Origin of the sequence: Streptomyces sp. NPDC058092, from assembly GCF_042884935.1 — a bacterium.
In the GTDB taxonomy this organism is placed as follows: Bacteria; Actinomycetota; Actinomycetes; order Streptomycetales; family Streptomycetaceae; genus Streptomyces.
On sequence record NZ_JBHVSY010000006.1, the window covers coordinates 98697 to 123965 of the forward strand.

17 protein-coding genes and 1 pseudogene are annotated in these 25269 nt (G+C 69.4%); 14 read left to right on the forward strand and 4 right to left on the reverse strand.

Annotated features, from left to right (window positions below):
• Positions 1-9: 9 nt before the first annotated feature.
• Positions 10-1650, forward strand: a complete 1641-nt coding sequence (locus ACFVV1_RS12370) for a glycosyl hydrolase family 8 (protein ID WP_389988560.1) — start codon at positions 10-12, stop codon at positions 1648-1650.
• A gap of 65 nt (positions 1651-1715) precedes the next feature.
• Complete coding sequence (locus ACFVV1_RS12375; protein ID WP_389988563.1) at positions 1716-3725, forward strand: PQQ-dependent sugar dehydrogenase; 2010 nt, start codon at positions 1716-1718, stop codon at positions 3723-3725.
• 36 nt (positions 3726-3761) lie between these two features.
• Here ACFVV1_RS12375 and ACFVV1_RS12380 read toward each other — a convergent pair whose 3' ends face one another.
• On the reverse strand, positions 3762-5561 hold the full coding sequence (locus ACFVV1_RS12380) for an AMP-dependent synthetase/ligase (protein ID WP_389988566.1): 1800 nt from the start codon (positions 5559-5561) through the stop codon (positions 3762-3764).
• Between the two features lie 247 nt (positions 5562-5808).
• Positions 5809-6684, reverse strand: coding sequence for a LysR family transcriptional regulator (locus ACFVV1_RS12385; RefSeq protein ID WP_389988569.1), 876 nt, complete (start codon positions 6682-6684; stop codon positions 5809-5811).
• Positions 6685-6802: 118 nt separating this feature from the next.
• On the opposite strand from ACFVV1_RS12385, the gene ACFVV1_RS12390 reads away from it, so the two are divergent.
• A complete protein-coding gene (locus tag ACFVV1_RS12390; RefSeq protein WP_389988572.1) occupies positions 6803-7831 on the forward strand; it encodes a bile acid:sodium symporter family protein in 1029 nt (342 codons plus the stop codon).
• Positions 7832-7929: 98 nt separating this feature from the next.
• On the opposite strand, the gene fdhD is transcribed toward ACFVV1_RS12390, so the two are convergent.
• Together fdhD and ACFVV1_RS12400 are read right to left on the reverse strand one after the other, a co-directional pair.
• Positions 7930-8778: a formate dehydrogenase accessory sulfurtransferase FdhD gene (fdhD, locus tag ACFVV1_RS12395; RefSeq protein WP_389988575.1), complete on the reverse strand. Its 849-nt coding sequence runs from the start codon at positions 8776-8778 to the stop codon at positions 7930-7932.
• 11 nt (positions 8779-8789) lie between these two features.
• A pseudogene (locus ACFVV1_RS12400) lies at positions 8790-9797 on the reverse strand (2-dehydropantoate 2-reductase); the annotation flags it as partial.
• Between the two features lie 227 nt (positions 9798-10024).
• Between ACFVV1_RS12400 and ACFVV1_RS12405 the strand changes: the two are divergent.
• From ACFVV1_RS12405 to ACFVV1_RS12455, 11 genes are all read left to right on the forward strand, one after another.
• Positions 10025-10975, forward strand: coding sequence for a beta-ketoacyl-ACP synthase III (locus ACFVV1_RS12405; protein WP_389988578.1), 951 nt, complete (start codon positions 10025-10027; stop codon positions 10973-10975).
• 94 nt (positions 10976-11069) lie between these two features.
• Entirely contained in the window at positions 11070-11717 is a 648-nt protein-coding gene (locus ACFVV1_RS12410) for a GntR family transcriptional regulator (RefSeq protein ID WP_389988581.1), read from the forward strand.
• A gap of 160 nt (positions 11718-11877) precedes the next feature.
• Complete coding sequence (locus ACFVV1_RS12415; RefSeq protein ID WP_389988584.1) at positions 11878-12663, forward strand: DeoR/GlpR family DNA-binding transcription regulator; 786 nt, start codon at positions 11878-11880, stop codon at positions 12661-12663.
• A 30-nt stretch (positions 12664-12693) separates the two neighbouring features.
• Positions 12694-13353 carry an NUDIX domain-containing protein gene (locus ACFVV1_RS12420; RefSeq protein WP_389988587.1) on the forward strand — a complete coding sequence of 220 codons (660 nt, stop codon included), beginning with the start codon at positions 12694-12696 and terminating at the stop codon, positions 13351-13353.
• A gap of 209 nt (positions 13354-13562) precedes the next feature.
• Positions 13563-14744, forward strand: coding sequence for an ROK family protein (locus ACFVV1_RS12425; protein ID WP_389988590.1), 1182 nt, complete (start codon positions 13563-13565; stop codon positions 14742-14744).
• 261 nt (positions 14745-15005) lie between these two features.
• The gene (locus ACFVV1_RS12430; RefSeq protein ID WP_389988593.1) at positions 15006-16532 is read left to right on the forward strand and encodes a sugar ABC transporter ATP-binding protein; all 1527 of its coding nucleotides are present in this window, start codon (positions 15006-15008) and stop codon (positions 16530-16532) included.
• A complete protein-coding gene (locus ACFVV1_RS12435; RefSeq protein WP_389988597.1) occupies positions 16529-17578 on the forward strand; it encodes an ABC transporter permease in 1050 nt (349 codons plus the stop codon). The genes ACFVV1_RS12430 and ACFVV1_RS12435 overlap by 4 nt, the downstream gene beginning before the upstream one ends.
• 105 nt (positions 17579-17683) lie before the next feature.
• The gene (locus tag ACFVV1_RS12440) at positions 17684-18721 is read left to right on the forward strand and encodes a substrate-binding domain-containing protein (protein WP_389988600.1); all 1038 of its coding nucleotides are present in this window, start codon (positions 17684-17686) and stop codon (positions 18719-18721) included.
• Between the two features lie 68 nt (positions 18722-18789).
• On the forward strand, positions 18790-20055 hold the full coding sequence (locus ACFVV1_RS12445; RefSeq protein WP_389988603.1) for a Gfo/Idh/MocA family protein: 1266 nt from the start codon (positions 18790-18792) through the stop codon (positions 20053-20055).
• 12 nt (positions 20056-20067) lie between these two features.
• Positions 20068-21072 (forward strand): sugar phosphate isomerase/epimerase family protein, encoded by a 1005-nt coding sequence (locus ACFVV1_RS12450; protein WP_389988606.1) that lies wholly within the window; start codon positions 20068-20070, stop codon positions 21070-21072.
• 318 nt (positions 21073-21390) lie between these two features.
• Positions 21391-25113, forward strand: a complete 3723-nt coding sequence (locus tag ACFVV1_RS12455) for a ThuA domain-containing protein (RefSeq protein ID WP_389988609.1) — start codon at positions 21391-21393, stop codon at positions 25111-25113.
• The last annotated feature ends 156 nt before the right edge of the window (positions 25114-25269 follow it).

Genomic DNA, 25269 nt, shown 5'->3' on the forward strand with positions numbered 1-25269 from the left:
GGAGGTCCGATGCGCACGATCACGAGCAGAACGACCATCGGCGGCACCGCACTCGTCGCCGCCGGACTGCTGCTGCCCCTGCTCGCCACGCCGCCCGCGGCCGCGGCGGACAACCGTTACGAGGCGGAGGTCGCCACGCTCTCGCAGGCGGCCGTGGCGACGAACCACACGGGCTATTCCGGCACCGGATTCGTCGACTACACCAACACCGCCGGATCGTCCGTGGAGTTCACGGTGAACGCCACCGCGGGCAGCACCTCGCTCGCCATCCGCTACGCCAACGGCACCGCCACCGACCGCCCGATGGACATCAGCGTCAACGGCAAGGTCGTCGCCTCCGGAGTCGCGTTCAACGGGACCGGGTCCTGGGACACCTGGGCGACGAAGACCGTCGCCGCCCAGCTCGTCGCCGGAACCAACACCGTCCGGGCCACCGCGACCACCGCGAACGGCGGCCCCAACCTCGACTACCTCGACACCGGCGTCCCCGCGACCGGCGGTCCCGCGGTGCCGTTCGGCAGCCACCGATTCCCGTACGCCGCAGGGACGCTGAAGCCGTCCGGCGCACAGTCCACGCTCGACCAGGCCGTGATCAAGACGTACAACGCCTGGAAGTCCGCGTTCGTCCGGAGGAACTGCGGCAACGGCTGGTACGAGGTCATCTCGCCGGACGCCGACCACCCCTACGTCGCCGAGGCCCAGGGCTACGGCATGGTCGTCACCGCGACGATGGCGGGAGCCGACCCGGAGGCGAAGACCGTCTTCGACGGCATGGTGAAGTACCTGCTCGCGCACCCCTCGGTCAACAACGCCAACCTTCTTGCCGCCGAGCAGGACGCCTCCTGCAAGAGCGTCGACGGCTCCGACTCGGCGACGGACGGGGACCTCGACGTCGCCTACGGGCTGCTGCTCGCGGACAAGCAGTGGGGGTCCACGGGTACGTACAACTACAAGGATCTCGCGGTCAAGCACATCAACGCCATCAAGAAGAGCGAGGTCAACCCGACCACCCACCTCATGCTGCTCGGTGACTGGTCGGACTCCGGTGAGTCCCACTACTGGATGAGCCGCTCCTCGGACTGGATGACCGACCACTTCCGCGCCTTCAAGACGGCGACGGGCGACAGCACCTGGGACACCGTGCGCACCGCGCACCAGAGCCTGATCACCTCTCAGCAGTCCAAGTACGCTGCGAACACCGGTCTGTTGGCGGACTTCGTCGTCAGCACCAACACCACCCCCAAGCCTGCCGCGGGCGAGGTGCTCGAAGGACCCAACGACGGCGACTACTCCTGGAACGCCTGCCGCGACCCGTGGCGCATCGGTGCCGACGCAGTCACCAGCGGAGACGCAGCCTTGCTCGCCTCGGCGCGCAAGCTCAACTCCTGGATCAAGTCGAAGACCGGCGGCGACCCGAACAAGATCGTCACCGGTTACCACCTCAGCGGCACCGCCTTCGACAGCGGCGACGACATGGCGTTCACCGCCCCGTTCGCCGTGACCGCGCTGACCGACCCCGGCTCCCAGGCCTGGCTCGACGCCCTCTGGAACAAGCTCGCCACCACCTCGATCGACCCGCAGCTCTACTACGGCGGGAGCGTCCAACTCCAGTCGATGATCGTCGCATCCGGTAACTACTGGGTTCCCTGACGGAGGTTCAGATGCAGGTCAGAACGCACACCACGTTACGGGGCAGAGTGGCCGCCCTCGCGGTCATGCTGCTCTGTACGGCCCTGGTGCAGGCGGTCCCGCAATCCGCCTCCGCGGCCGCCACCCGGTACGAGGCGGAGTCCGCGACCATCGTCAAGGGCGCCGCCGAGTCCAACCACTCCGGCTACTCCGGGACCGGCTTCGTCAACGGCGACAACGTCACCGGCAGCTATGTCGAGTTCACCGTCACCGCGGCCTCCGCGGGGACCGGACAGATCGCCATCCGCTACTCCAACGGCACGGCGGCCACCAGGCCCGCCGACGTCGCCGTGGGCGGCACGGTCGTCTCGGCCGCCCGCGCCTTCAAGGCCACCACCGACTGGAACACCTGGGCCACCTCCACCCTCACCGCCCCGGTCGAGGCGGGCAGCAACAAGATCCGGCTGACGTCCACGACGGCCGACGGACTGCCCAACCTCGACTACATCGACTTCACCGTCACCTCCTCGAACACCGAGGCACCCACCGCACCCGGACAGCCCAGCTGCACGGCGATCACCGAGAACAGCCTCACGCTGAACTGGGGCGCCGCGACGGACAACGTGGGCGTCGCCGCGTACGACATCTACGAACACGGCAACAAGCTCGCCGAGGCCGCGGGCACCGCCACGACGAAGAACCTGACCGGGCTCACCCCCGACACCACGTACAACATCACATTGTTCGCGCGTGACGCGGCCGGCAATGTGTCGTCGGTCAGTCCCATCGTGGACTGCACCACCCTCCGCAGCTCCGACACCACCGCACCCTCCGCACCCGGCACCCTGTCCACCTCGGGCCTCACCGCGAACAGCGTCGTCCTGAACTGGGGGGCGTCGACGGACGACAAGGCCGTCACCGCCTACGAGGTACGCAGCGGCAGTACCGTCTACAAGATCGTCACCGGCACCCCGCCGGCCACCACGACCACCCTCACCGGGCTCGCCTGCGCCAGCCCCTACACCCTGGGCGTCGCCGCCAAGGACGCGGCGGGCAACGCCTCCCCGCCGGGCAACACGGTCACCTTCACCACCCCGCCCTGTGCCACCGACGGAGGCGTGCCGTCGGGCATCACCACCGTCTCCACCGGCTGGTCCATCCCCTGGGGCACCGACTGGATGCCCGACGGCAAGACCGCGCTGGCGACCGAACGGGACAGCTTCAAGGTCTTCGAGGTCACCCCCGGCGGCACCAGGACCCAGGTCGGCACCGTGCCGGGCGCGGTCACGACCGACGGCGAGGGCGGCCTGCTGGGCGTCGCCGTCGACCCGAAGTGGTCCACCAACCACTACGTGTACTTCATGCACACCGCCTCCGAGGGCAACCGCGTCGCCCGCATGACGTACGACGGCAGCTCGCTCGGCGGATACACGGTCCTGCTCCAGGGGATCAAGAAGAGCAGGTACCACAACGGCGGACGGCTCGCCTTCGGCCCCGACGGCTACCTGTACGCCTCGACCGGCGAGGCCCAGACCCCCGATCTCGCCCAGGACAAGAACTCGCTGAACGGCAAGATCCTGCGGATGACCACGGACGGCAGGCCCGCCCCGGGCAACCCGTTCGGCAACTACGTCTACAGCTACGGCCACCGCAACCCGCAGGGCCTCGCCTTCGACCGCAACGGCCGTCTGTGGGAAGCGGAGTTCGGCGACAGCAAGAAGGACGAGCTCAACCTCATCGAGCCGGGCAAGAACTACGGCTGGCCCGTCTGCGAGGGCAGCTGCTCCACCGCCGGCATGACCAACCCGAAGAAGACCTGGACCGTCTCCGAAGCCTCGCCCAGCGGAATCGCCATCGTCCGCAACGTCATATACATGGCCACGCTGAGGGGCGAGCGGCTGTGGCGGGTGCCGATCAGCGGTGACACCGGGAACGTCGGCACGCCGACCGCGTACTACGTCGGTACGTACGGCCGGCTGCGCACGGTCACCAAGGTGCCCGGCCAGGACCAGCTGTGGCTCTCCACCACCAACTGCGACAACAAGGGGAACCAGCCGGACGGTGCGGACAAGCTGTTCCGCGTCTCGATCACGTAGCACGCGCCGTACCGCTGGGGCACGGCCGGCCGTGCCTCAGCGGTACAGCGCGTCGACCTCCGCCGCGTACGCCGTCTCGATCGCCTTGCGCTTCAGCTTCAGCGACGGCGTGAGCAGGCCGTGCTCCTCGCTGAACGGATGCGCCAGGATCCGGAACGTACGGATCGACTCGGCCTGCGACACCGCCGTATTGGCGGCGACCACCGCACGCCGGACCTCCATCTCCAGGTCCGGATCCCGCACCAGCTCCTCCGGCCGCAGGGGCGCCCGCCCCTGCATGGCGAGCCAGTGGTCCACCGACTCCTGGTCGACCGTGACCAGCGCGGCGACGTAGGGCCGGTCGTTGCCGACCACGATGCACTGCGCGACCAGCGGATGCGCCCGCACCCGCTCCTCCAGACCGGTCGGCGACACACTCTTGCCGCCCGACGTCACCAGGATCTCCTTTTTCCGCCCGGTGATCGTCAGATAGCCGTCCTCGTCGAGCGCCCCCAGGTCCCCGGTGGCCAGCCAGCCCTCCCGCAGCACCGCGTCGGTGGCCTCCGGGGCGCCGAGATAGCCCGCGAACACATTGTCGCCGTGCACCCACACCTCGCCGTCCTCCGCGATGTGCACGGTCGTGCCGGGGATCGGCTGCCCGACCGTGCCGTACCGGGTGCGCTCCGGCGGATTGGCGGTGGCCGCCGCGGTCGACTCGGTCAGCCCGTACCCCTCGTACACGGTGACGCCCGCGCCCGCGAAGAACAGCCCGAGCTGCCGCTCCATGCCCGAACCACCGGACATGGCGTGCCGGATCCGGCCGCCCATCGCCTCGCGCACCTTCCTGTACACGACCTTGTCGAAGAACTGGTGCTGCATCCGCAGCCCGGCGGACGGCCCGGGACCGGTCCCGAACGCCCGCGCCTCCACTGCCTCGGCGTACTTCACCGCGATGTCCACGGCCTTGTCGAACGCCCCGACCCGGCCCTCCGCCTCGGCCTTGCGCCGCGCGCCGTTGAAGACCTTCTCGAAGATGTACGGCACCGCCAGGATGAACGTCGGCCGGAACGACACCAGATCCGGCATCAGGGCCTTCGCCGACAGCTCCGGCTGATGGCCCAGCTTCACCCGGCCGCGGACCGCGGCGAGCTCCACCATCCGGCCGAAGACATGCGCCAGCGGCAGGAAGAGGAGGGTGGCCGCCTCGTCGCCCGGCTTGGAGTGGAAGACCGGCTCCCAGCGCGAGGCCATGGTGTCCGTCTCGAACATGAAGTTGGCGTGCGTGATCACACAGCCCTTGGGTCGTCCCGTCGTCCCCGAGGTGTAGATGATCGTCGCCACCGACTCGGGCGTCACCGCGCGCCGGTGGCGGTGCACCACCTCGTCCTCGACCCGGGTGCCCGCGTCGAGCAGCTCGTTCACCGCGTCCGCGTCCAGCTGCCAGAGCCGCTTGAGCCCGGGCAGCTGGCCGATCACCGACGCGATCGTCATCGCGTGGTCCTCGTGCTCGACCATGACGGCGGACACATCGGCATCGTGCAGCATCCAGCGGACCTGCTCGGCCGAGGACGTCGGATAGACCGGTACGGACCGGGCGCCGACCGTCCACAGCGCGAAGTCGAAGAGCGTCCACTCGTAGCGCGTCCGCGACATCAGAGCCACCCGGTCGCCGAATCGGACGCCGTGTGCGATCAGGCCCTTGGCGAGCGCCAGCACCTCGTCGCGGAACGTCGCCGCGGTGACATCCCGCCAGCGTCCGCTCGCGTCTTTTCGGCCGAGCGCGACCCGGTCCGGATCCTCCTCGGCGTAGTCGAACACCACATCGGCCAGCCCTCCTACGAGGGGCGCGGCCGCCATGGGTGGGACAGTGAACTCGCGCAATGACCTGCTCCTTGTGGCGCTCCGCACAGCGCCGTGACGCTACCCCAACGGACGGCGCGGCGGGAGGGCCCCGTACCGGCGGACCATGTGGCATATGCACAGGTCAGCCACCGAAATCCGGCCAGATGGGCAAGGCTCGGGCGTGGCTGAGACCGCGGAGTAAGCGGCCGACGCGGGAATCTCCACCAAATCTGTACGCCATAATCACTCCCGTTCCGGGCGGTTACGTGGGTGTTGGTCCGCGGATCAGCCGGTCGCCGCCCGCCAGGATCGCCGCCGCCAGGGCGTCCGCGGCCGCCTGCGCCCTGTCCCGGCGGGGGCCGTGCAGCAGGACGAAGTCCACATCCCCGAGCTCCGGCAGCCCCGCTCCGGCCGGCACCGGCGCCAGACCCGGCGGGATCAGCCCACGGCTGTGAGCCATCACGCCCAGCCCCGCACGGGCCGCCGCGATCAGCCCGCTCAGGCTGGTGCTCGTACAGGCGATCCGCCAGGCCCGGCCGTGCTCCTCCAGGACCTCCAGGGCGCGGGCCCGGGTGATGCCCGGCGGCGGGAAGAGGACCAGCGGAACCGGACCGTCCGGGTCGATCCGCAGCCGCGGAGCGCCGATCCACGTCAGCGCGTCCTGCCAGACCAGCTCTCCGTGCGTGTCGCCGACGCGCCGCTTGGCGAGCACCAGATCGAGCCGGCCCGCCGCGAGCCGCTGGTGCAGCGTCCCGGAGAGCGCCACCGTCAGCTCCAGCTCGACCTCCGGGTGGTCGCGGCGGAACGACTCCAGGATCTCCGGCAGCCGGGTCAGCACGAAGTCCTCGGACGCCCCGAACCGCAGCCGCCCGCGCAGTCGCGTGCCGGTGAAGAAGGCCGCCGCCCGCTCATGGGCCTCAAGTATCGTCCGGGCGAAACCGAGCATCGCCTCACCGTCCGGGGTGAGATCGACCCGGTGCGTGTCCCGGGTGAACAGCTGACGCCCCGCCGCATCCTCCAGGCGCCGCACATGCTGGCTCACCGTGGACTGCCGGACCCCCAGCCGACGGGCGGCCCGGGTGAAGCTCAGGGTCTGGGCGACAGCGAGAAAGGTACGGAGCTGCGCGGGGTCGTACATGGTGCCAGGCTATCGCGAACTGTGATGACAGTGAGAGCGGTATGCGGGATTCCCGATCGCTCGGGTCGGGAGGAGCATGGGGAGGGCACGACCGGAACCAAGAGAACAAGTGGAGCAGATGAGCCGCCGCACCCTGAAACTTCCGTCCTGGCTGCCGATCGACCCCTACATCATGGCGCTGATCGGCACGGTCGTACTCGCGGCGGTTCTGCCGGCGTCGGGGACTGCCGCGGAGGTGGCGGGCGGCGCATCGACCGGAGCCGTCGCCCTGCTCTTCTTCCTGTACGGGGCCCGGCTCTCCACCGCCGAGGCGCTCGACGGACTCAAGCACTGGCGGCTCCATCTCACCGTCCTGGCCTGTACCTTCGTGGCCTTTCCGCTGCTCGGACTGGCGGGCAAGGGGCTGGTGCCGTACGTCCTGACGCCGCAGCTCTACAGCGGCTTCCTCTTCCTCTGCCTCGTCCCCTCGACGATCCAGTCGTCGATCGCCTTCACCTCGATCGCCCGCGGCAATGTGCCCGCGGCGATCTGCGCGGGCTCCTTCTCCTCGATCGCCGGGATCTTCCTCACCCCGCTGCTCGCCGCGGCGCTGCTCGGCAACAGCGGCGGCGGATTCTCGGCGGACGCGCTGCTGAAGATCGGGGTCCAGCTGCTGCTGCCGTTCGTCGCGGGGCAGCTGCTGCGCCGTTGGATCGGCGGCTTCATCACCCGCCACAAGAAGGTCCTCGGCCATGTCGACCGCGGCTCGATCCTGCTCGTCGTCTACACGGCGTTCAGCGCGGGCATGGTCGCGGGCATCTGGCACCAGGTCACCCCGGCCAGGCTCGGTGCGCTGCTCGGTGCCGAAGTGGTGCTGCTCGTGCTGATGCTGACGCTGACCTGGTACGGGACGAAGCGGCTCGGCTTCGGCCGGGAGGACCGGATCGCGATCCAGTTCGCCGGCTCGAAGAAGAGCCTGGCCGCCGGGCTGCCGATGGCGAGCGTCCTGTTCGGGGCGCAGGCGTCCCTCGCCGTGCTGCCGTTGATGCTCTTCCACCAGATGCAGTTGATGGTGTGCGCGGTGATCGCCAAGCGCCGCTCGCGCGACCCGCTGGAGGAAATCCAGCAGAACGGCGTGGTGGCGCGGGAGCCGGTCGCGGTGAGCTGAGGGCGGAGCTCTCGGGACCGCCGCTCAGGGGTGGGACCGGCCGGCGCAGGGGGCGCTTCCCGCCGGCCGGACCCCTGACCTGTGCAGACGGGGGGGCCTCAGCCCTGGCCGATCGTCGCCTCCAGGGTGATGCGGTGCTCACCCGCGTACACGTTCATGGAAGGACCCCGCAGGAAACCGACCAGGGTCAGTCCGGTCTCGGCCGCCAGATCGACGGCGAGGGACGACGGCGCCGAGACCGCCGCGAGCATCGGGATCCCGGCCATCACCGCCTTCTGGGCCAGCTCGAACGAGGCCCGCCCCGACACCAGCAGGATCGCCCGGGACAGCGGCAGCCGGTGGTCGGTCAGGGCCCGGCCGACCAGCTTGTCGACCGCGTTGTGCCGGCCGACGTCCTCCCGGATGTCGAGCAGCTCGCCCGTCTCGGAGAACAGCGCCGCCGCGTGCAGGCCTCCGGTCCGGTCGAAGACCTGTTGCGCGGCCCGCAGTTGGTCGGGGAGGCTGGCGAGCAGCGCGGGTTCGACCCGGACCGGGGGAGTGTCGGCGATCGGATGGCGGGTCGTGGTGCGTACCGCGTCCAGGCTCGCCTTGCCGCACAGCCCGCAGGACGACGTGGTGTACACATTGCGTTCGAGGGTGATGTCGGGAACCGGGACACCGGGCGCGAGCTTCACATCCACGACGTTGTACGTGTTCACGCCGTCCGCCGTGGCCCCGGCGCAGTAGACGATCGACTGGACCTCGGAGCCGTCACCGATCACGCCCTCGCTCACCAGAAAGCCCGCCGCCAGCGCGAAGTCGTCGCCCGGCGTGCGCATCGTGATGGCGAGCGGCTTGCCGTTCAGCCGGATCTCCAGGGGCTCCTCGGCGACGAGCGTGTCGGGGCGCGTGGAGACCACCCCGTCCCGGATGCGGATGGTGCGGCGGCGCTCGGTGACCCGTCCCATAGCGGTTGAACCCGATTCTGTACGTGTTGGAAGCCGAACCGGCCCTTGATGCAGAGGTTGCCGTGAGTCACCGGATTGTCGTGCGGAGAGGTGACCTTGACGATCTCATTGTCCTGTACGTGGAGTGTGACATTGCAGCCGACTCCGCAGTACGCGCAGATGGTGGTGGTCTCCGTCTGGGCCTGTTCGTCCCAGGTCCCGGCCGCGCGCATGTCGAATTCGGACTTGAAGGAGAGCGCCCCGGTGGGACACACCTCGATGCAGTTGCAGCAGTTGCAGCAGTTGCCGCAGTAGACGCACGCCGAATCGGTGAGCGGCGTGTCGTGCTCGGGGAGATGTGGGCGTCGAAACCGCGGCCCGCCACGGAGATGCTGGGCCGGCAGCCGACGGCGGCCGCGACATCGAGGGTTTCGCGCATCATCGCCTCGACCAGTGCGCGGGTGTCCGGATGGCGGCAGATCTGGCCCATGGCGGCCCGGGAGAGCGTGCTGATCGGGTTGAAGGAGATGTTCCCGATCATTTTGATCCAGATGTCGTTGCGGAGATCCGGCTCGACCGGGCACTTGAGTCCGCCCTCGACCATGGCTTCGCTGAAGGCGCGGCTGCGATACGGTCCGGTCCGGCACCCCGATGGAGAACCGGGTGCCTTCCAGATGGCGTACGACGCCCCATGCTTCGATCTCTGTGGCGGCGTGGACGACGCAGCCGATGGCGCGCTCGAGCGGCCGGGTGGCGCTGATCGTGCCCGCCGGGTCGACGCTGTTGATGCGCCGTCCGGCGTGCGGGCCGTCGATCCCGTGGAAGTACCACCACGGGATGCCGTTCTGTGCGGCGATGGCCGCGGTGTCCCCGTGCAGCAGCGGATGGGCCAACGGGCCCGGCGCGGCATGGGAGTTGGCCTTGAGACCGAGGAGCACGCAGTCGACGGGCCCCACTTCCGAAGGGTCGTCGGTGGCCGAGGGGCGCGGGGTGAAGTCACCGCGGGGGCTGAGGACGCGGACGCCGTCGCGGCGCATCGCGGCCCCGACCAGGCTGAGCGGGCCGAGCGGGCTGAGCGGGAGAAACGGGAGACGATGTCACGTCACGTCGACAGAATATTGTCTACAGTATGCCTTTCGCAGCGTCAAGGCTGTCGTCAAGCCTCCAACGACCAGGTCCTATTCCTGTGGGAACACGTGCCCCCGTACCCGGCAGTAGCGACCAAGACTGGATGGTTCCTGCCATACGTAGCGAGGGGATCCCGTACATGACCGGCTCACGTGTCGTGGCGCTCGGCCACTATCAGCCCGCCAAGGTGCTCACCAATGACGATCTGGCGGCCATGGTCGACACCAGCGACGAGTGGATCACCAGCCGCGTCGGCATCAAGACCCGCCACGTCGGAGGCCCTGACGAGCCGGTGGACGAGATGGCCGCGCACGCAGGGGGCAAGGCGCTCGCCGCGGCGGGGCTGCGGCCCGCCGAGGTCGATCTGGTGCTGGTCGCCACCTCCACCGCGATCGACCGCTCGCCGAGCATGTCCGCGCGGGTCGCCGCCCGGCTCGGCATGGGCTCGCCCGCGGTCATGGACATCAATGTGGTCTGCTCCGGATTCACCCATGCCCTCGCCACCGCCGACCACGCGATCCGGGCGGGCGCGGCCGAGCGCGTCCTCGTCATCGGCGCCGACAAGATGGCGGACATCGCGGACTGGACCGACCGCAGCACCTGCGTCCTGCTCGGTGACGGGGCCGGCGCGGCGGTCGTCGTCGCGGACCCGGACAGCGGGGACCGGCCCGGGATCGGCCCCGTCCTGTGGGGTTCGGTGCCGGAGATGGGCAACGCGGTGCGGATCGAGGGGACGCCCCCGCGTTTCGCGCAGGAAGGGCAGTCCGTGTACCGCTGGGCCACCACGCAGCTGCCGCCCATCGCCCGCAAGGTGTGCGAAAAGGCCGGTGTCGCCCCCGAGGATCTGGCTGCGGTCGTGCTGCATCAGGCCAATCTGCGGATCATCGAACCCGTCGCCAGGAAGATCGGCGCGGTGAACGCGGTCATCGCCCGGGATGTCGTGGATTCCGGCAATACGTCCGCGGCCTCCATCCCGATGGCCCTGTCCAAGCTGGTGGAACGCGGCGAGGTCCACAGCGGCGCGCCGGTGCTGCTCTTCGGCTTCGGCGGGAATCTCTCGTACGCGGGTCAGGTGATCCGCTGCCCCTGAGGGGCGTTGTGCTCGGTAGGCTGTAGACAATAAGCAATTGCTCGTCGCCCGGAGGGGGACCGCGACGTTGTCCGCAGGACTGCCGCAAGGGGCTGTGCCGAAGCTGGAACGGCCCCGTCCGCTACGCGAGCGCGTGTACGAGGCGCTGCTCGAACTCATAACGACGCGTGTGCTCCGTCCCGGCCAGCACCTGGTCGAGAGCGAACTGGCCGGCTATCTCGGGGTGTCCAGGCAGCCGGTGCGGGAGGCGTTGCAGCGGCTGAACACCGAAGGCTGGGTCGATCTCCGGCCCGCCCAGGGCGCGTTCGTGCATGAGCCCACGGAGGACGAGGCGGACCAGCTGCTCTCGGTCCGCACCCTGCTGGAAGCCGAGGCCGCCCGCCTTGCCGCGGCCAACTCCGGCACCGCGGGCATCGCCGCCCTGGAGGAGCTCTGCGCCAAGGGCGAGCAGGCGGTCGCCGACGACGACGTGGACCTGGCGGTCGCCACCAATGCGGCCTTCCACGCCAAGGTCATGGAGCTGGCGGGCAATGTCGTCCTCTCCGAGCTCGCCGGGCAGGTGGACCGCAGGGTCCGCTGGTACTACACCCCGGTGGTCCGCCGACGCGGCACCCGGTCCTGGATCGAGCACCGCTCGCTCATCGCGGCGATCGCCTCGCGCGACGAACAGCGGGCCACGGAGATCATGCGGGCGCACACGGAACACACACGCACGACGTACCGCCGGCGCGAAGAGAGCTAGCGAGCGGCCGGACAGGTCGAACGGCGTCGTGAGGGAAGGGTCTGGGCTCTGAGCCCCGGCCCTTTTCTGCGTTCCGCGCCGTCCTGGTTCCTGGCCTGGCACCGTTCGGTTTTCTCACAAGATCATGTTCAATCGAACATTGATGTGTTAGAAATGAGTCATGGGTGTCGCCAATCGTCTGGACCTGACCCTGCGATTGGTGCAGGGCTCCGACCGGGTTTCCGTGTCGGAGCTCTCTCATCGCCTGGGGGTCTCCGAAATGACCGTCCGCCGGGATCTCGACGCACTGGAGCGGCAGGGGCTGGTGCGCAGGGTGCACGGTGGCGCGGTCGCTACGCGTGCACGGGAGGAGGGCGCGGGCTTCTCCGCCCGTGAGCCGTGGCAGGCCGCGACGAAGGACCGGCTCGGTGCGGCCGTGGCCGCGATGGTGGAGCCGGGATCGCGGGTGCTTCTCGATGCGGGCACCACCACCGTGCACGTCGCCGAGCACCTGGCCGAACGGGCGCCCCTGACGGTGGCGGTGGTCAGTCTTCAGGCCGCGGTCCGCCTGGCGGACCGGCCCGGGATCGAGCTGCTGATCGTCGGCGGCCGGTCCCGCCCCGGTGAGCAGTCGCTGGTCGGCCCGCTGGCCCTGCGCACCATCGAGGCGCTGGCCTTCGACTGCTTCGTACTGTCCATCGGCGGTGTGCACGCCGAGTACGGCTGGTCGGAGTTCTCGCTGGACGACGCGGCCGTCAAGCAGGCCGCGCTCGCGCAATCGGACCGGACCATCGCCGTTGCCGACGCGACCAAACTCGGGGTGCGCGCGTTCAGTCAGGTCGCCGCCGTGGGTGCGGTGGACGTGTTCGTCACCGACAGTGCGGCACAGGACGCCGCCACCCACCCCAATGGCCCGCTGACGCTGTCCGCCCTGCGTGATGCGGGCGTCCACACCGTCCTGGCCTGAGAAGCGGATCCACCGCGAGGAGCGCACATCATGACCGCAGGCCTGGACACTCCCGACCGCCGCGGACGCACCGGTCTGGACCGGCACGGCCGCGACCTGACCGGCAATCCGCGAGTGCGCATCAGTGACGTGGAGGTGCTGTCCTGCGACTGGTACGTCCTGCGCAGGACGACCTTCGACTATCAGCACAGCGACGGCCATTGGAGCCGGGAACAGCGCGAGACCTACGACCGGGGCGACGGAGCCACGATTCTGCTCTACCACCCCGGTCGCCGTACCGTTCTGCTGACCCGTCAGTTCCGGCTGCCCGCCTACGTCAACGGGCACCACGACGGGATGCTGATCGAGACCGCCGCCGGGCTGCTCGACGGAGACAGCCCCGAGGAAGCCATCCGCAGGGAAGCGGCCGAGGAGACCGGACACCTCGTCGGCACTCCCGAGCGCGTCTTCGACGTCTACATGAGCCCCGGCTCGGTCACCGAACGCCTGCACTTCTTCGCCGCCCCCTACCGTTCGACGGCAGACACTGCCGGCGTGCACGGGATCGCGGCCGAGGGCGAGGACATCGAGACCGTGGAACTCCCCTTCGAGGAGGCTCTCTCGATGGTCCGCGGCGGGGCCATCGCCGACGCCAAGACCATCATGCTGCTCCAATGGGCAGCCCTGGACGGCCCGTTCCGACGCCGCTGACTTCCGGCCCGACCCGCCCCGGTACACGCCCCGAACGTCACCCGCGCCGGTGGCCGGGCCACGACCCGGCCGAGTGGCTTTGTCCTCGGTGTGGAGAAAGTTGTAGTGGATTTCTGCGCAACTTCTTCCCACTCCCGGCAACCGCTGCTACGTTCCCCTCGAAAGCCCGACGGACAGGCCGATGTGGCGGGGAGGGGCGCGTGAGACGTATGACGGCACGACCCGCGAATGCGCATCAGGCGCGACTGCTCCGGCTGTTGCGCGACGGCGGGCCCAACTCACGGGCACAGCTGGGGGATCAGGTCGATCTCTCCCGCTCCAAGCTCGCCGTCGAGGTCGACAGGCTGCTGGAGACCGGACTTGTCGTGGCCGACGGACTCGCCGCATCCCGCGGAGGGCGTCGCTCGCACAACATCCGGCTGGCTCCGCAACTGCGCTTTCTCGGCGTCGACATCGGTGCCACATCCGTCGATGTGGCCGTCACCAACGCAGAGTTGGAGGTCCTGGGTCACCTCAACCACCCCATGGACGTACGCGAAGGGCCGGTCGCCATCTTCGAGCAGGTGCTGGCCATGGCGGCCAAGCTCCGGGCCTCCGGGCTCGCCGAAGGCTTCGACGGCGCGGGCATCGGCGTACCGGGACCGGTTCGCTTCCCCGAAGGCGTGCCGGTCGCACCGCCGATCATGCCCGGCTGGGACGGCTTCCCGGTCCGCGAGGCGCTCAGCCAGGAACTGGGCTGCCCCGTCATGGTCGACAACGATGTGAACCTGATGGCGATGGGGGAGCAGCACGCGGGCGTTGCGCGCTCCGTGGGTGACTTCCTCTGCGTCAAGATCGGCACGGGCATCGGCTGCGGCATCGTCGTCGGCGGCGAGGTCCACCGCGGTACGACGGGCAGCGCCGGAGACATCGGCCACATCCAGGTCGAACCCGAAGGGCGCGCCTGCGCCTGCGGCAACCGGGGTTGTCTGGAAGCCCACTTCAGCGGTGCCGCGCTCGCCCGCGACGCCGAGGACGCGGCGCGTGCCGGGCAGTCGCCGGAGCTCGCGGGCCGGCTGGAGGCGGCCGGGAGGCTCACCGCCGCCGATGTGGCCGCCGCCGCGGCCGCCGGCGATGCCACCTCGCTCGACCTGATCCGCGAAGGCGGCAACCGGGTGGGCCAGGTCATCGCGGGACTCGTCAGCTTCTTCAACCCCGGACTGGTGGTGATCGGCGGCGGTGTGACCGGCCTCGGGCACACGCTCCTCGCCAGCGTCCGGACCCAGGTCTACCGGCAGTCGCTGCCGCTGGCCACCGGCAATCTCCCCATCGTGCTCGGCGAGTTGGGACCGGCCGCCGGAGTGATCGGCGCCGCCCGGCTCATCAGCGACCACCTGTTCTCACCGGCCTGACCCCCGGGGGCCGGCAGCACATGGGCCCGCACCAGTACATAGGGCCGGAAGCACTGTAAGCACCGGAAATACCAGAACACCGGAAATACCAGAACACCGGAAATACCAGAACACCGGAAATACCAGAACACAAGCAAATACCCGAACATCGGAAACACCCCGCACCACCGCACCTGGTACAGCCCTGCCCGCTCACCGGCCTTCCCCAAGCTCTCGGCTGCGCTCGAGCAGGGGAGACCCCACTCGCCGAGGGGATTTGTCATGGCACCAGAACCACCCCTGCTCACCATGGGCGGCATCACCAAGTCGTTCCCCGGAGTACGCGCCCTCGACGGCGTGGACCTGGAGGTACAGGCCGGCGAAGTCCACTGTCTCCTCGGGCAGAACGGCGCCGGCAAGTCCACCCTCATCAAGGTGCTCGCCGGGGCCCACCAGCCCGACGGTGGCGAGATCACCTGGCGCGGCGAACCGGTCGCGCTCAAGTCTCCCATCGCCGCGATGCGGCTCGGCATCGCCACCATCTACCAGGAACTCGACCTGGTCGAGGGCCTGTCGGTCGCCGAGAACGTCTTCCTCGGCCATGAACCCACCACCGCCCGCTTCATCGTCCGCACCCGCGAGGGCCGTACGACGGCCGCCGCGCTGCTGAAGCGTCTCGGCCACCCGGAGATCGACCCGGGCCGGGCGGTCGGAGAACTGTCCGCCGCACAGCAGCAGATCGTCTCCATGGCGCGGGCACTCTCCCACGACGTACGGCTCATCGTGATGGACGAGCCGTCCGCCGCGCTCGATCCCGACGAGGTCGACAACCTCTTCCGTATCGTTGCCGCTCTCACCGCCGACGGGGTCGCCGTCGTCTACATCTCGCACCGCCTGGAGGAGATCCGCCGCATCGGCGACCGGGTGACCGTGCTCAAGGACGGCCGCGCCGTCGCCGTGGGGCTGCCCGCCAAGTCCACACCGACGCGCGACATCGTGGCCATGATGACCGGCCGCAACGTCGAACACGTCTTCCCGCCGCGCACCACGGACAGCGCGGGGGCGGCCGTCGCAGAACCGGTACTGAAGGTCGAAGGGCTGACCAGGAAGGGCGAATTCGCCCCGGTGGACCTGGAGCTCCGGCCCGGAGAGATCGTCGGCCTGGCCGGACTCGTCGGTTCGGGACGCTCCGAGATCCTGGAGACCATCTACGGCGCCCGCAGGCCGAGCGCCGGACGCGTCACCGTGGCAGGGAAGCAGCTTCGGCCCGGCAGCGTCCGCGCCGCCGTCGCCGCCGGGATCGGGCTCGCCCCCGAGGAACGCAAGGCACAGGCCCTGCTGATGCTCGAATCCGTCACCCGTAACGTCTCCGTCTCCTCGATGTCCCGCTTCTCCCGGGCCGGCTGGCTCGACCGCGGGGCCGAACGCCGGGCCGCCCGCACCGCCACCCGCGAGCTCTCCCTGCGCCCCGACAACCCGGACACCCCGGTCCGCACGCTGTCCGGCGGCAACCAGCAGAAGGCCGTCCTGGCCCGCTGGCTGCTGCGCGGCTGCCGGGTCCTGCTGCTCGACGAACCGACCCGCGGTGTCGACGTCGGCGCCCGCGCCGAGCTCTACGCCGTGATCCGCCGGCTGGCCGACGAAGGCCTCGCCGTCCTGCTCGTCTCCAGCGAGGTGCCCGAGGTGCTCGGCCTCGCCGACCGGGTGCTGGTGCTCCGCGAGGGCCGCGTCGTGCACACGGCGGATGCCCGGGAGCTCGACGAGCACCGCGTACTCGACCTAGTGATAGAAGGGAGCCCGACGTCATGACGCAGCCCGTCTCCTCGGCGCAGCAGGGCGGGCCGGACAAGGGGGCCGTCCCCGCCCCGGCCGCCGGACCCAGGAAGCAGGACGGACCTTCGCGCGCCTTCGGCCTGCGCGTGGACGTGCGTAACCTCTCGCTGCTCGGCGTCCTCGCCGCACTGATCGTCGTCGGCGGATTCACCGAGCCCGATGCCTTTCTGGACACCGGGAACCTTCAGCTGATCCTGACCCAGTCGTCCGTCATCGGAGTCGTCACCGTCGGGATGACCTTCGTCATCACCAGCGGCGGCATCGACCTGTCGGTAGGCGCGATGGTCGCGCTGGCCTCCGTATGGGCGACCACGGTCGCCACCCAGGAATACGGCTTCGCGGGAATCCTGTTCACCGCCGCGATCGTCGGACTCGGTGCCGGGCTGGTGAACGGACTGCTCATCGCGTACGGGCGGATGGTGCCGTTCATCGCGACGCTGGCCATGCTCGCCTCGGCCCGCGGGCTCGCCCTCCAGATCACCGACGGCAAGACCCAGATGGTCACCGTCAAGTCGGTCCTCGACCTGGGCCTGCCCGACTCGTACGTCCTCGGCATCCCGCCCCTGGTCATGATGTTCGCCGCGGTGACCGTCATCGGCTGGCTGGTGCTGAACCGCACGACCTTCGGGCGGCGTACGGTCGCGGTCGGCGGCAACGCGGAGGCGGCCAGGCTGGCCGGCATCGACGTGCGACGGCAGCGGCTCTACCTCTATCTGCTCTCCGGGCTGTGCTGCGGCATCGCGGCCTTCATGCTGATCGTCCTGTCCGGTTCGGGGCAGAACACCAACGGCAATCTGTACGAGCTCGACGCCATCGCCGCCGCGATCATCGGCGGCACCCTGCTCAGCGGCGGACGCGGCACCATCGTCGGCTCCGTACTCGGCGTCCTCGTCTTCACCACCATCACCAACATCTTCGCGCTCAACAATCTGCAGAGCGATGTCCAGCAGATCGCCAAGGGCGCGATCATCGTCGCCGCCGTCCTGGTCCAGCGCCGTACATCGGCGCACGGGGAGACCTGACCCCACCGCGTTGCTTCTCCGCTCCGCCCACCGCTCCGTTCACCACATGTGACATGTCACGCACCGGTGTGACATGTCACGCACCGGATGAAGGGTTTGACAGCCATGCCAGAAACCAGCCGCAGACGACTGCTCTTCGGCACCGCAGCCGTCTCCGCGGGCGCCGTCCTCACCGCCTGCACCAGCAATGAGCCCAAGAAGTCGGAGACCGCGCAGAGCAATCAGCCCGCCGCCGACGACAAGCCCGGAAAGCCCGTCACCATCGGCTTCGCGGGTCCGCAGGCCGACCACGGCTGGCTCAACGCCATCAACGAGAACGCCAAGTCGCGGGCAGCGAAGTATTCCGAGGTGACGCTGGAGATCACCGAGGGCTCCAACGACACCGCCGCCCAGATCGGCCAGGTCAAGACCCTCATCAACAAGAAGGTCGACGTCCTCGTCATCCTCCCCGCCGACGGCAAGGCACTCACCCAGGTCGGCCTGGAGGCCATGCGGGCGGGCATCCCCGTCATCAACCTGGACCGGATCTTCGCCTCCCCGCAGGCCTACCGCTGCTGGGTCGGCGGCGACAACTACGGCATGGGTCTCAACGCCGGTACGTACATCGGTGAGCAGCTCAAGGACAAGGCGGGAGCCAAGGTCGTCGAGCTGGCCGGCATCGACAATCTGGAGCTCACCAAGCAGCGCAGTCAGGGCTTCGCCGACGCGTTGAAGAACTACCCCGACATCAAACTGGTGGCCCGTCAGGCCGCCGAGTTCACCGTCGAGTCGGGTCAGGCGAAGATGGCCCAACTCCTCCAGGCGCAGAAGAAGTTCGACGCTCTGTGGAATCACGACGACGACCAGGGTGTGGGCGCGCTGCGCGCCATCGAGCAGGCGGGCCGCGACGAGTTCCTGATGGTCGGCGGCGCCGGGGCCAAGTCCGCGATGGACGCCATCAAGGCCGACAACAGCGTGCTGAAGGCCACCGTTCTCTACCCGCCGACGATGGCCGCGTCCGCCATCGACCTGGCCCGTGCCCTCGCCCAGGGCAAGGGCGTCGGGGGCCTGGCCGAAATGGAGATCCCGACCAATCTCACTCTCTACTCGGCCGTGGTCACCAAGGAGAACATCGACCAGTACCTGCCGACGGGCTTCAGCTGAGCCGCCCCGCAGGAGGGTGCTGACCCTCCTGCCGCACCCATCGAACGACCGACGAGGAGGAAGCCCGGATGGCCCGTAGGGAAGAGACGGATCAGGAGGCCGCAGGTCCGCCGACGCATCGGCCGGCGACGAGCGTGTCCACGCATCGGCCGGCGACGACCGCGCCGACGCTCGGAGTCGGCATGGTCGGATACGCGTTCATGGGCGCCGCCCACTCGCAGGGGTGGCGCACCGCGGGACACGTCTTCGAGCTGCCGATGCGACCGGCTCTCGCCGCGATCTGCGGACGTGACCGTGCGGCCGTCGACGCGGCGGCGGCCCGCCACGGCTGGGCGGCGGCGGAGACCGACTGGCGGGCCCTCATCGCCCGGGACGATGTGCAGCTCGTCGACATCTGCACCCCCGGCGACAGCCACGCCGAGATCGCCATCGCCGCCCTGGAGGCGGGCAAGCACGTGCTGTGCGAGAAGCCGCTCGCCAACACGGTCGCCGAGGCAGAGGCCATGACCGAGGCCGCGGAGCGCGCGGCGGAGCGAGGCCAGGTCGCGCTGGTGGGCTTCAACTACCGCAAGGTGCCCGCGATCACGTACGCCCGGAAGCTGATCGCCGAGGGTCGGATCGGCGCCCTGCGGCATGTCCGTGCCACCTACCTCCAGGACTGGCTCGTCGACCCCGAATCGCCGCTCACCTGGCGGCTGAAGCGGGAACACGCCGGCTCGGGAGCGCTGGGCGACCTGGGGGCGCACATCGTCGACCTGGCTCAGTATCTGGCGGGGGAGAAGCTGGTCGGGGTGTCGGCGGTCCGTGAGACGTTCGTACGCGAACGGCCGCTGCTCGCCGGTCCGTCCGCCGGGCTCTCCGGCGACGCGGACTCGGCGGCGCGTGGGGCGGTGACCGTCGACGACGCGGCCCTGTTCACCGGCCGGCTCGCCTCCGGGGCGCTGGCCTCGTTCGAGACGACCCGGATGGCGGCCGGCCGGAAGAACGCGCTGCGGCTGGAGATCAACGGGCAGCTCGGCTCGCTCGCCTTCGATCTCGAACGGCTCAACGAGCTGTCCTTCCACGACCACACCGAACCCGCCACCACTGCAGGGTTCCGGCGCATCCTCGTCACCGAGCCCCAGCACCCCTACCTGGAGGCGTGGTGGCCCCCGGGCCATGCCCTCGGCTACGAGCACACCTTCACCCACCAGGCCCGTGATGTGGTGCGGACGATCGCCGAAGGGAGCGCCCCCACACCGTCGTTCGCCGACGGGCTGCAGGTGCAGCGGGTGCTCGCGGCGGTGGAGGAGAGCGCCGAGAAGAACTCCGTACACACCCCCGTGGCTCTCTAGGAGGTCCCGCTCATGCCCCGTCCCTTCACACTCTTCACCGGCCAGTGGGCCGACCTGCCCTTGGAGGAGGTCTGCCGGCATGCCCGGGACTTCGGCTACGACGGGCTCGAACTCGCCTGCTGGGGAGATCACTTCGAGGTCGACAAGGCCCTGACGGACCCCGGCTACCTGGACGGCCGGCGGCAGCTGCTCGACAAGTACGGGCTGAAGTGCTGGGCGATCTCCAACCACCTCGTCGGCCAGGCCGTCTGCGACAGCCCGATCGACGAACGGCACCGGGGGATTCTCCCGGCGCGGATCTGGGGCGACGGTGAACCCGAAGGGGTACGCCGCCGAGCCGCCGAGGAGATCAAGAACACCGCCCGCGCGGCCGCCGCCTTCGGAGTGCGTACGGTCATCGGCTTCACCGGCTCCTCGATCTGGCACCTCGTCGCGATGTTCCCGCCCGTCCCGCCGCACATGATCGAGCGGGGGTACGAGGACTTCGCCGAGCGCTGGAACCCGATCCTGGACGTCTTCGACGCGGAGGGCGTGCGGTTCGCCCATGAGGTGCACCCCAGCGAGATCGCGTACGACTACTGGACCACGCACCGCGCACTGGAGGCCGTCGGCCACCGGGCCGCGTTCGGGCTGAACTTCGACCCCAGCCACTTCGTCTGGCAGGACCTCGACCCGGTCAACTTCCTGTACGACTTCCGGGACCGCATCTACCACGTGGACTGCAAGGAGGCGCGCAAGCGCCTGGACGGCCGCAATGGCCGCCTCGGCTCCCATCTGCCGTGGGGCGACCCGCGGCGCGGCTGGGACTTCGTCTCCGCCGGGCACGGTGACGTGCCGTGGGAGGACGTCTTCCGGATGCTCCGGTCCATCGGGTACGAGGGGCCGGTCTCCGTCGAGTGGGAGGACGCTGGGATGGACCGGCTGGCAGGTGCGCCGGAAGCGCTTGCCACGCTGAAGCGATACGACTTCGAACCGCCGTCGGCATCGTTCGACGCGGCGTTCGGGGGTGGCGACTGACGGGGCCTTCCCGGGGGTGTTGCCCCCGGCCCCGGTCCGGGAAGGGGCGGGCGGAGCGGGGTGGGGGACAGAGCCCGCCGCCATCCCGTACTCGCCCCTGCCCTCACCCCGCTTTGTCCTGACCCAGGAAAAAGTTCAACAAGACCGCTGCGTAAGGGCTTTCCGTCCAGGACGAACAGGTCTACCGTCCACTACGCGTACATGACATAACTCGGGTCGCGGGCGCCCCACAGGCCCCGAACGACCTGCGCGGCAGTCCCCGCGCAGAACGGCACGGCAGCACCCGCCCGTACCACCGGCACTCTCCGGAGGACACTCGTGCACATAGCCAGATACAGGAGCAGAACCCGGCTCCGCGTCCGTACATCCCTCGCACTGCTCACCGGCGGCCTGCTCACCGCGGCCACCCTCACCCTCGGCGCCTCGCCCGGAGCGGCCGTGGAAGGACCGTCGTCGCCGGCCGCCGCCGACGCCGCGGCCGAGGAATTCCAGCAGGTCACCCTCGCCAAGGGCGCGGCCGAGACCGGCGAGCCCATGACCCTCGCCGTCCTCCCCGACCGCAGCGTGCTGCACACCTCGCGCACCGGCGAGCTGCGCCTCACCGACAGCGGCGGAAACACCCGGGTCGTGGGATCCGTCCCCGTGTACTCGCATGACGAAGAGGGCCTCCAGGGCGTCGCCATCGACCCCGACTTCAGCAAGAACCGGGCCATCTACCTCTACTACGCGCCCCCGCTGGACACCCCCTCCGGAGACGCCCCCGAGAACGGCACGGCCGCCGACTTCGCCAAGTTCGACGGGGTGAACCGCCTCTCGCGCTTCGTCCTGAAGGCCGACGGCACCCTCGACAACGCCAGCGAGAAGAAGATCCTCGACATCCCGACCTCGCGCGGCATCTGCTGCCACGTCGGCGGCGACATCGACTTCGACGCCCAGGGCAACCTGTATCTGTCGACCGGCGACGACTCCAACCCGTTCGCCTCCGACGGTTACACACCGATCGACGAGCGCCCCGACCGCAACCCGGCGTTCGACGCCAGGCGCAGCTCCGGCAACACCAACGACCTGCGCGGCAAGATTCTCCGGATCAAGGTCGCCGAGGACGGCTCGTACACCATCCCCGACGGGAACCTCTTCGCACCGGGTACGGACAAGACCCGCCCCGAGATCTACGCGATGGGCTTCCGCAACCCGTTCCGGTTCTCCGTCGACAAGGCCACCGGCATCCTCTACGTCGGCGACTACGGGCCCGACGCGGGCGCGGCCGACCCCAAGCGCGGTCCGGCGGGCCAGGTCGAGTTCGCCCGGGTGACCGAGCCGGGCAACTTCGGCTGGCCGTTCTGCACCGGTAAGAACGACGCCTACGTCGACTACGACTTCGCGACGAAGACGTCCGGCGCGTCCTTCGACTGCAACGCCCCGAAGAACACCTCGCCGCACAACACCGGCCTCGTGGACCTGCCGCCCGCCCAGCCCGCCTGGATTCCCTACGACGGCGGATCCGTGCCCGAGTTCGGCACCGGTTCCGAGTCGCCGATGGGCGGCCCCGTCTACCACTACGACGCCGACCTCGACTCGCCCGTGAAGTTCCCCGAGGCCTACGACGGGCAGTTCTTCGCCGGAGAGTTCGGCCGGCGCTGGATCAAGGCCATCAAGCACGACGCCAACGGCACCGTCCAGTCCATCAACCCCGTTCCGTGGACCGGGACCCAGGTGATGGACATGGCCTTCGGACCCGACGGGGCGCTGTACGTCCTCGACTACGGCACCAGCTGGTTCGGCGGCGACGCGAACTCCGCCCTCTACCGCATCGAGAACGCCACCGGCGGCCGCTCGCCCAACGCCGTCGCGTCGTCCGACAAGACCTCGGGCACGACGCCGCTCAAGGTGAGCTTCTCCTCGCAGGGCACCGTCGACCCGGACGGCGACCCGCTGACGTACGCCTGGGACTTCGGTGACGGCGGCACCTCGACGGCGGCCAACCCCACGTACACGTACAAGAAGAACGGCACCTACACGGCGACCGTCACCGCCAAGGACCCGACCGGCCGGACCGCCTCCGCGAGTGTCCATGTCACGGTCGGCAACACGGCACCGAAGGTGGAACTGAAACTCCCCGGTGACGGGCAGCTGTTCACCTTCGGGGACGACGTCCCGTTCAAGGTGACCGTCACCGATCCCGAGGACGGCACGATCGACTGCTCCAAGGTCGAGGTCCGCTTCGTCCTCGGCCACGACAGCCACGGCCACCCGATCACCACCGTCAACGGGTGCTCCGGCACGATCAAGACCGCCGTCGACGGCGGGCACGACCCGAACGCCAACATCTTCGGGGTCATCGACGCCTCCTACACGGACGGCGGAGGCGGCGGCCAGGCGTCCCTGTCCGGTCACGACCAGGCCCAGCTCCAGCCGAGGCACCGCCAGGCCGAGCACTTCAGTGCCTCGTCCGGGATCAAGGTCTACGACAAGGCGACCGCCAACGGCGGCAAGACCGTCGGCGACATCCACAACGGCGACTGGATCTCCTTCAAGCCGTACATCCTGGGCGACTCCAACAAGCTCACCGCCCGCATCTCGTCCGGTGGAAGCGGAGGATTCCTGGAGGTACGGGCAGGCTCGGCGACCGGTACGCTCCTGGGCTCGACCCCGGTACCGGTGACCGGCGGCTGGGAGACCTTCCAGCAGGTCGACGTGACCTTGCGCAACGTCCCCAAGAAGGCCACCGAGCTCTTCCTCGTCTTCAAGGGAGGCGACGGGGCGCTGTACGACGTCGACGACTTCGAGCTCAGCCGCAGCACCGCCGGCAAGGCCGCCAAGCGGGTCCTGGTCTTCTCGAAGACGGCCGGCTTCCGCCACGACGCGATTCCCGACGGCATCGCCGCGCTGAAGGAACTCGGCAAGGGCAGCGACATCACCGTCGACGCGACGGAGGAGGCCCGCCAGTTCACCACGGGCAACCTGGCGCGGTACGACGCCGTCGTCTTCCTGTCGACGACCGGTGATGTGCTCAACGCCGACCAGCAGAAGGCATTCGAGAACTACGTGGCCACCGGTGGCGGCTACATGGGCGTCCACGCGGCGGCGGACACGGAGTACGACTGGCCGTTCTACGGCGGACTCGTCGGGGCGTACTTCTCCTCGCACCCCGCCATCCAGCCCGCCACCGTCCGCGTCGAGGACCACAAGCACCCGGCCACCGCCCACCTCGACGACGAGTGGAACCGCACCGACGAGTGGTACAACTACCGCACCAACCCGCGCGGTCAGGCCAAGGTCCTCGCCACACTCGACGAGACGACCTACACCGGCGGCACCATGAAGGGCGACCACCCGATCACCTGGTGCCAGGCCTACCAGGGCGGCCGCTCCTTCTACACCGGCCTCGGCCACACCAAGGAGTCGTACACCGAACCGGCCTTCCGGGGGCTCCTCCTCGGCGGCATGCGGTACGCGGCCGGTCAGGTGAAGGCCGACTGCAAACCCGACACCGGCTACCGGTCGATCTTCAACGGCAAGACCCTCGCAGGGTGGAAGCAGGCCGGCCCCGGAAAGTTCGACATCGTCGACGGTGAACTGCGCTCCGTGGGCGGCATGGGTCTGCTCACCTACCAGGCCAAGGAGCTCGGGTCGTACTCGCTCAAGCTCGACTGGAAGATGCAGGGCGACGACAACTCCGGTGTCTTCGTCGGCTTCCCGGAGTCCGACGACCCCTGGTCCGCGGTGAACAACGGCTACGAGGTCCAGATCGACGCCACCGACGCTCCCGACCGCACCACGGGTTCGATCTACACCTTCAAGGCGGCGGACATCAAGGCCCGCGACGAGGCCCTGCGGCCGCCCGGCCAGTGGAACAGCTACGAGATCAAGGTCCAGGGCGAACGTCTCCAGGTCTTCCTCAACGGAGTGAAGATCAACGACTTCACCAACACCGATCCGGTACGGAGCCTGAAGGACGGCTACATCGGCATCCAGAACCACGGTGCCAATGACCATGTGTCCTTCCGCAACATCCAACTGAAGGAACTGCCCTCGGCGTAGGGCGGTCCCCCCGGCCGACGGCGGGCGGGGAAGGGAAAACCTCCCCGCCCGCCGTCACCACCCGGCCGTCCCACCTCGTCGGTCGTGTTCCCTCGTCGTTCCTGTTCCCTCTTCGGTCCTGTTCCGCCCACGGTCCTGTTCCGCCTTCGATCCGGT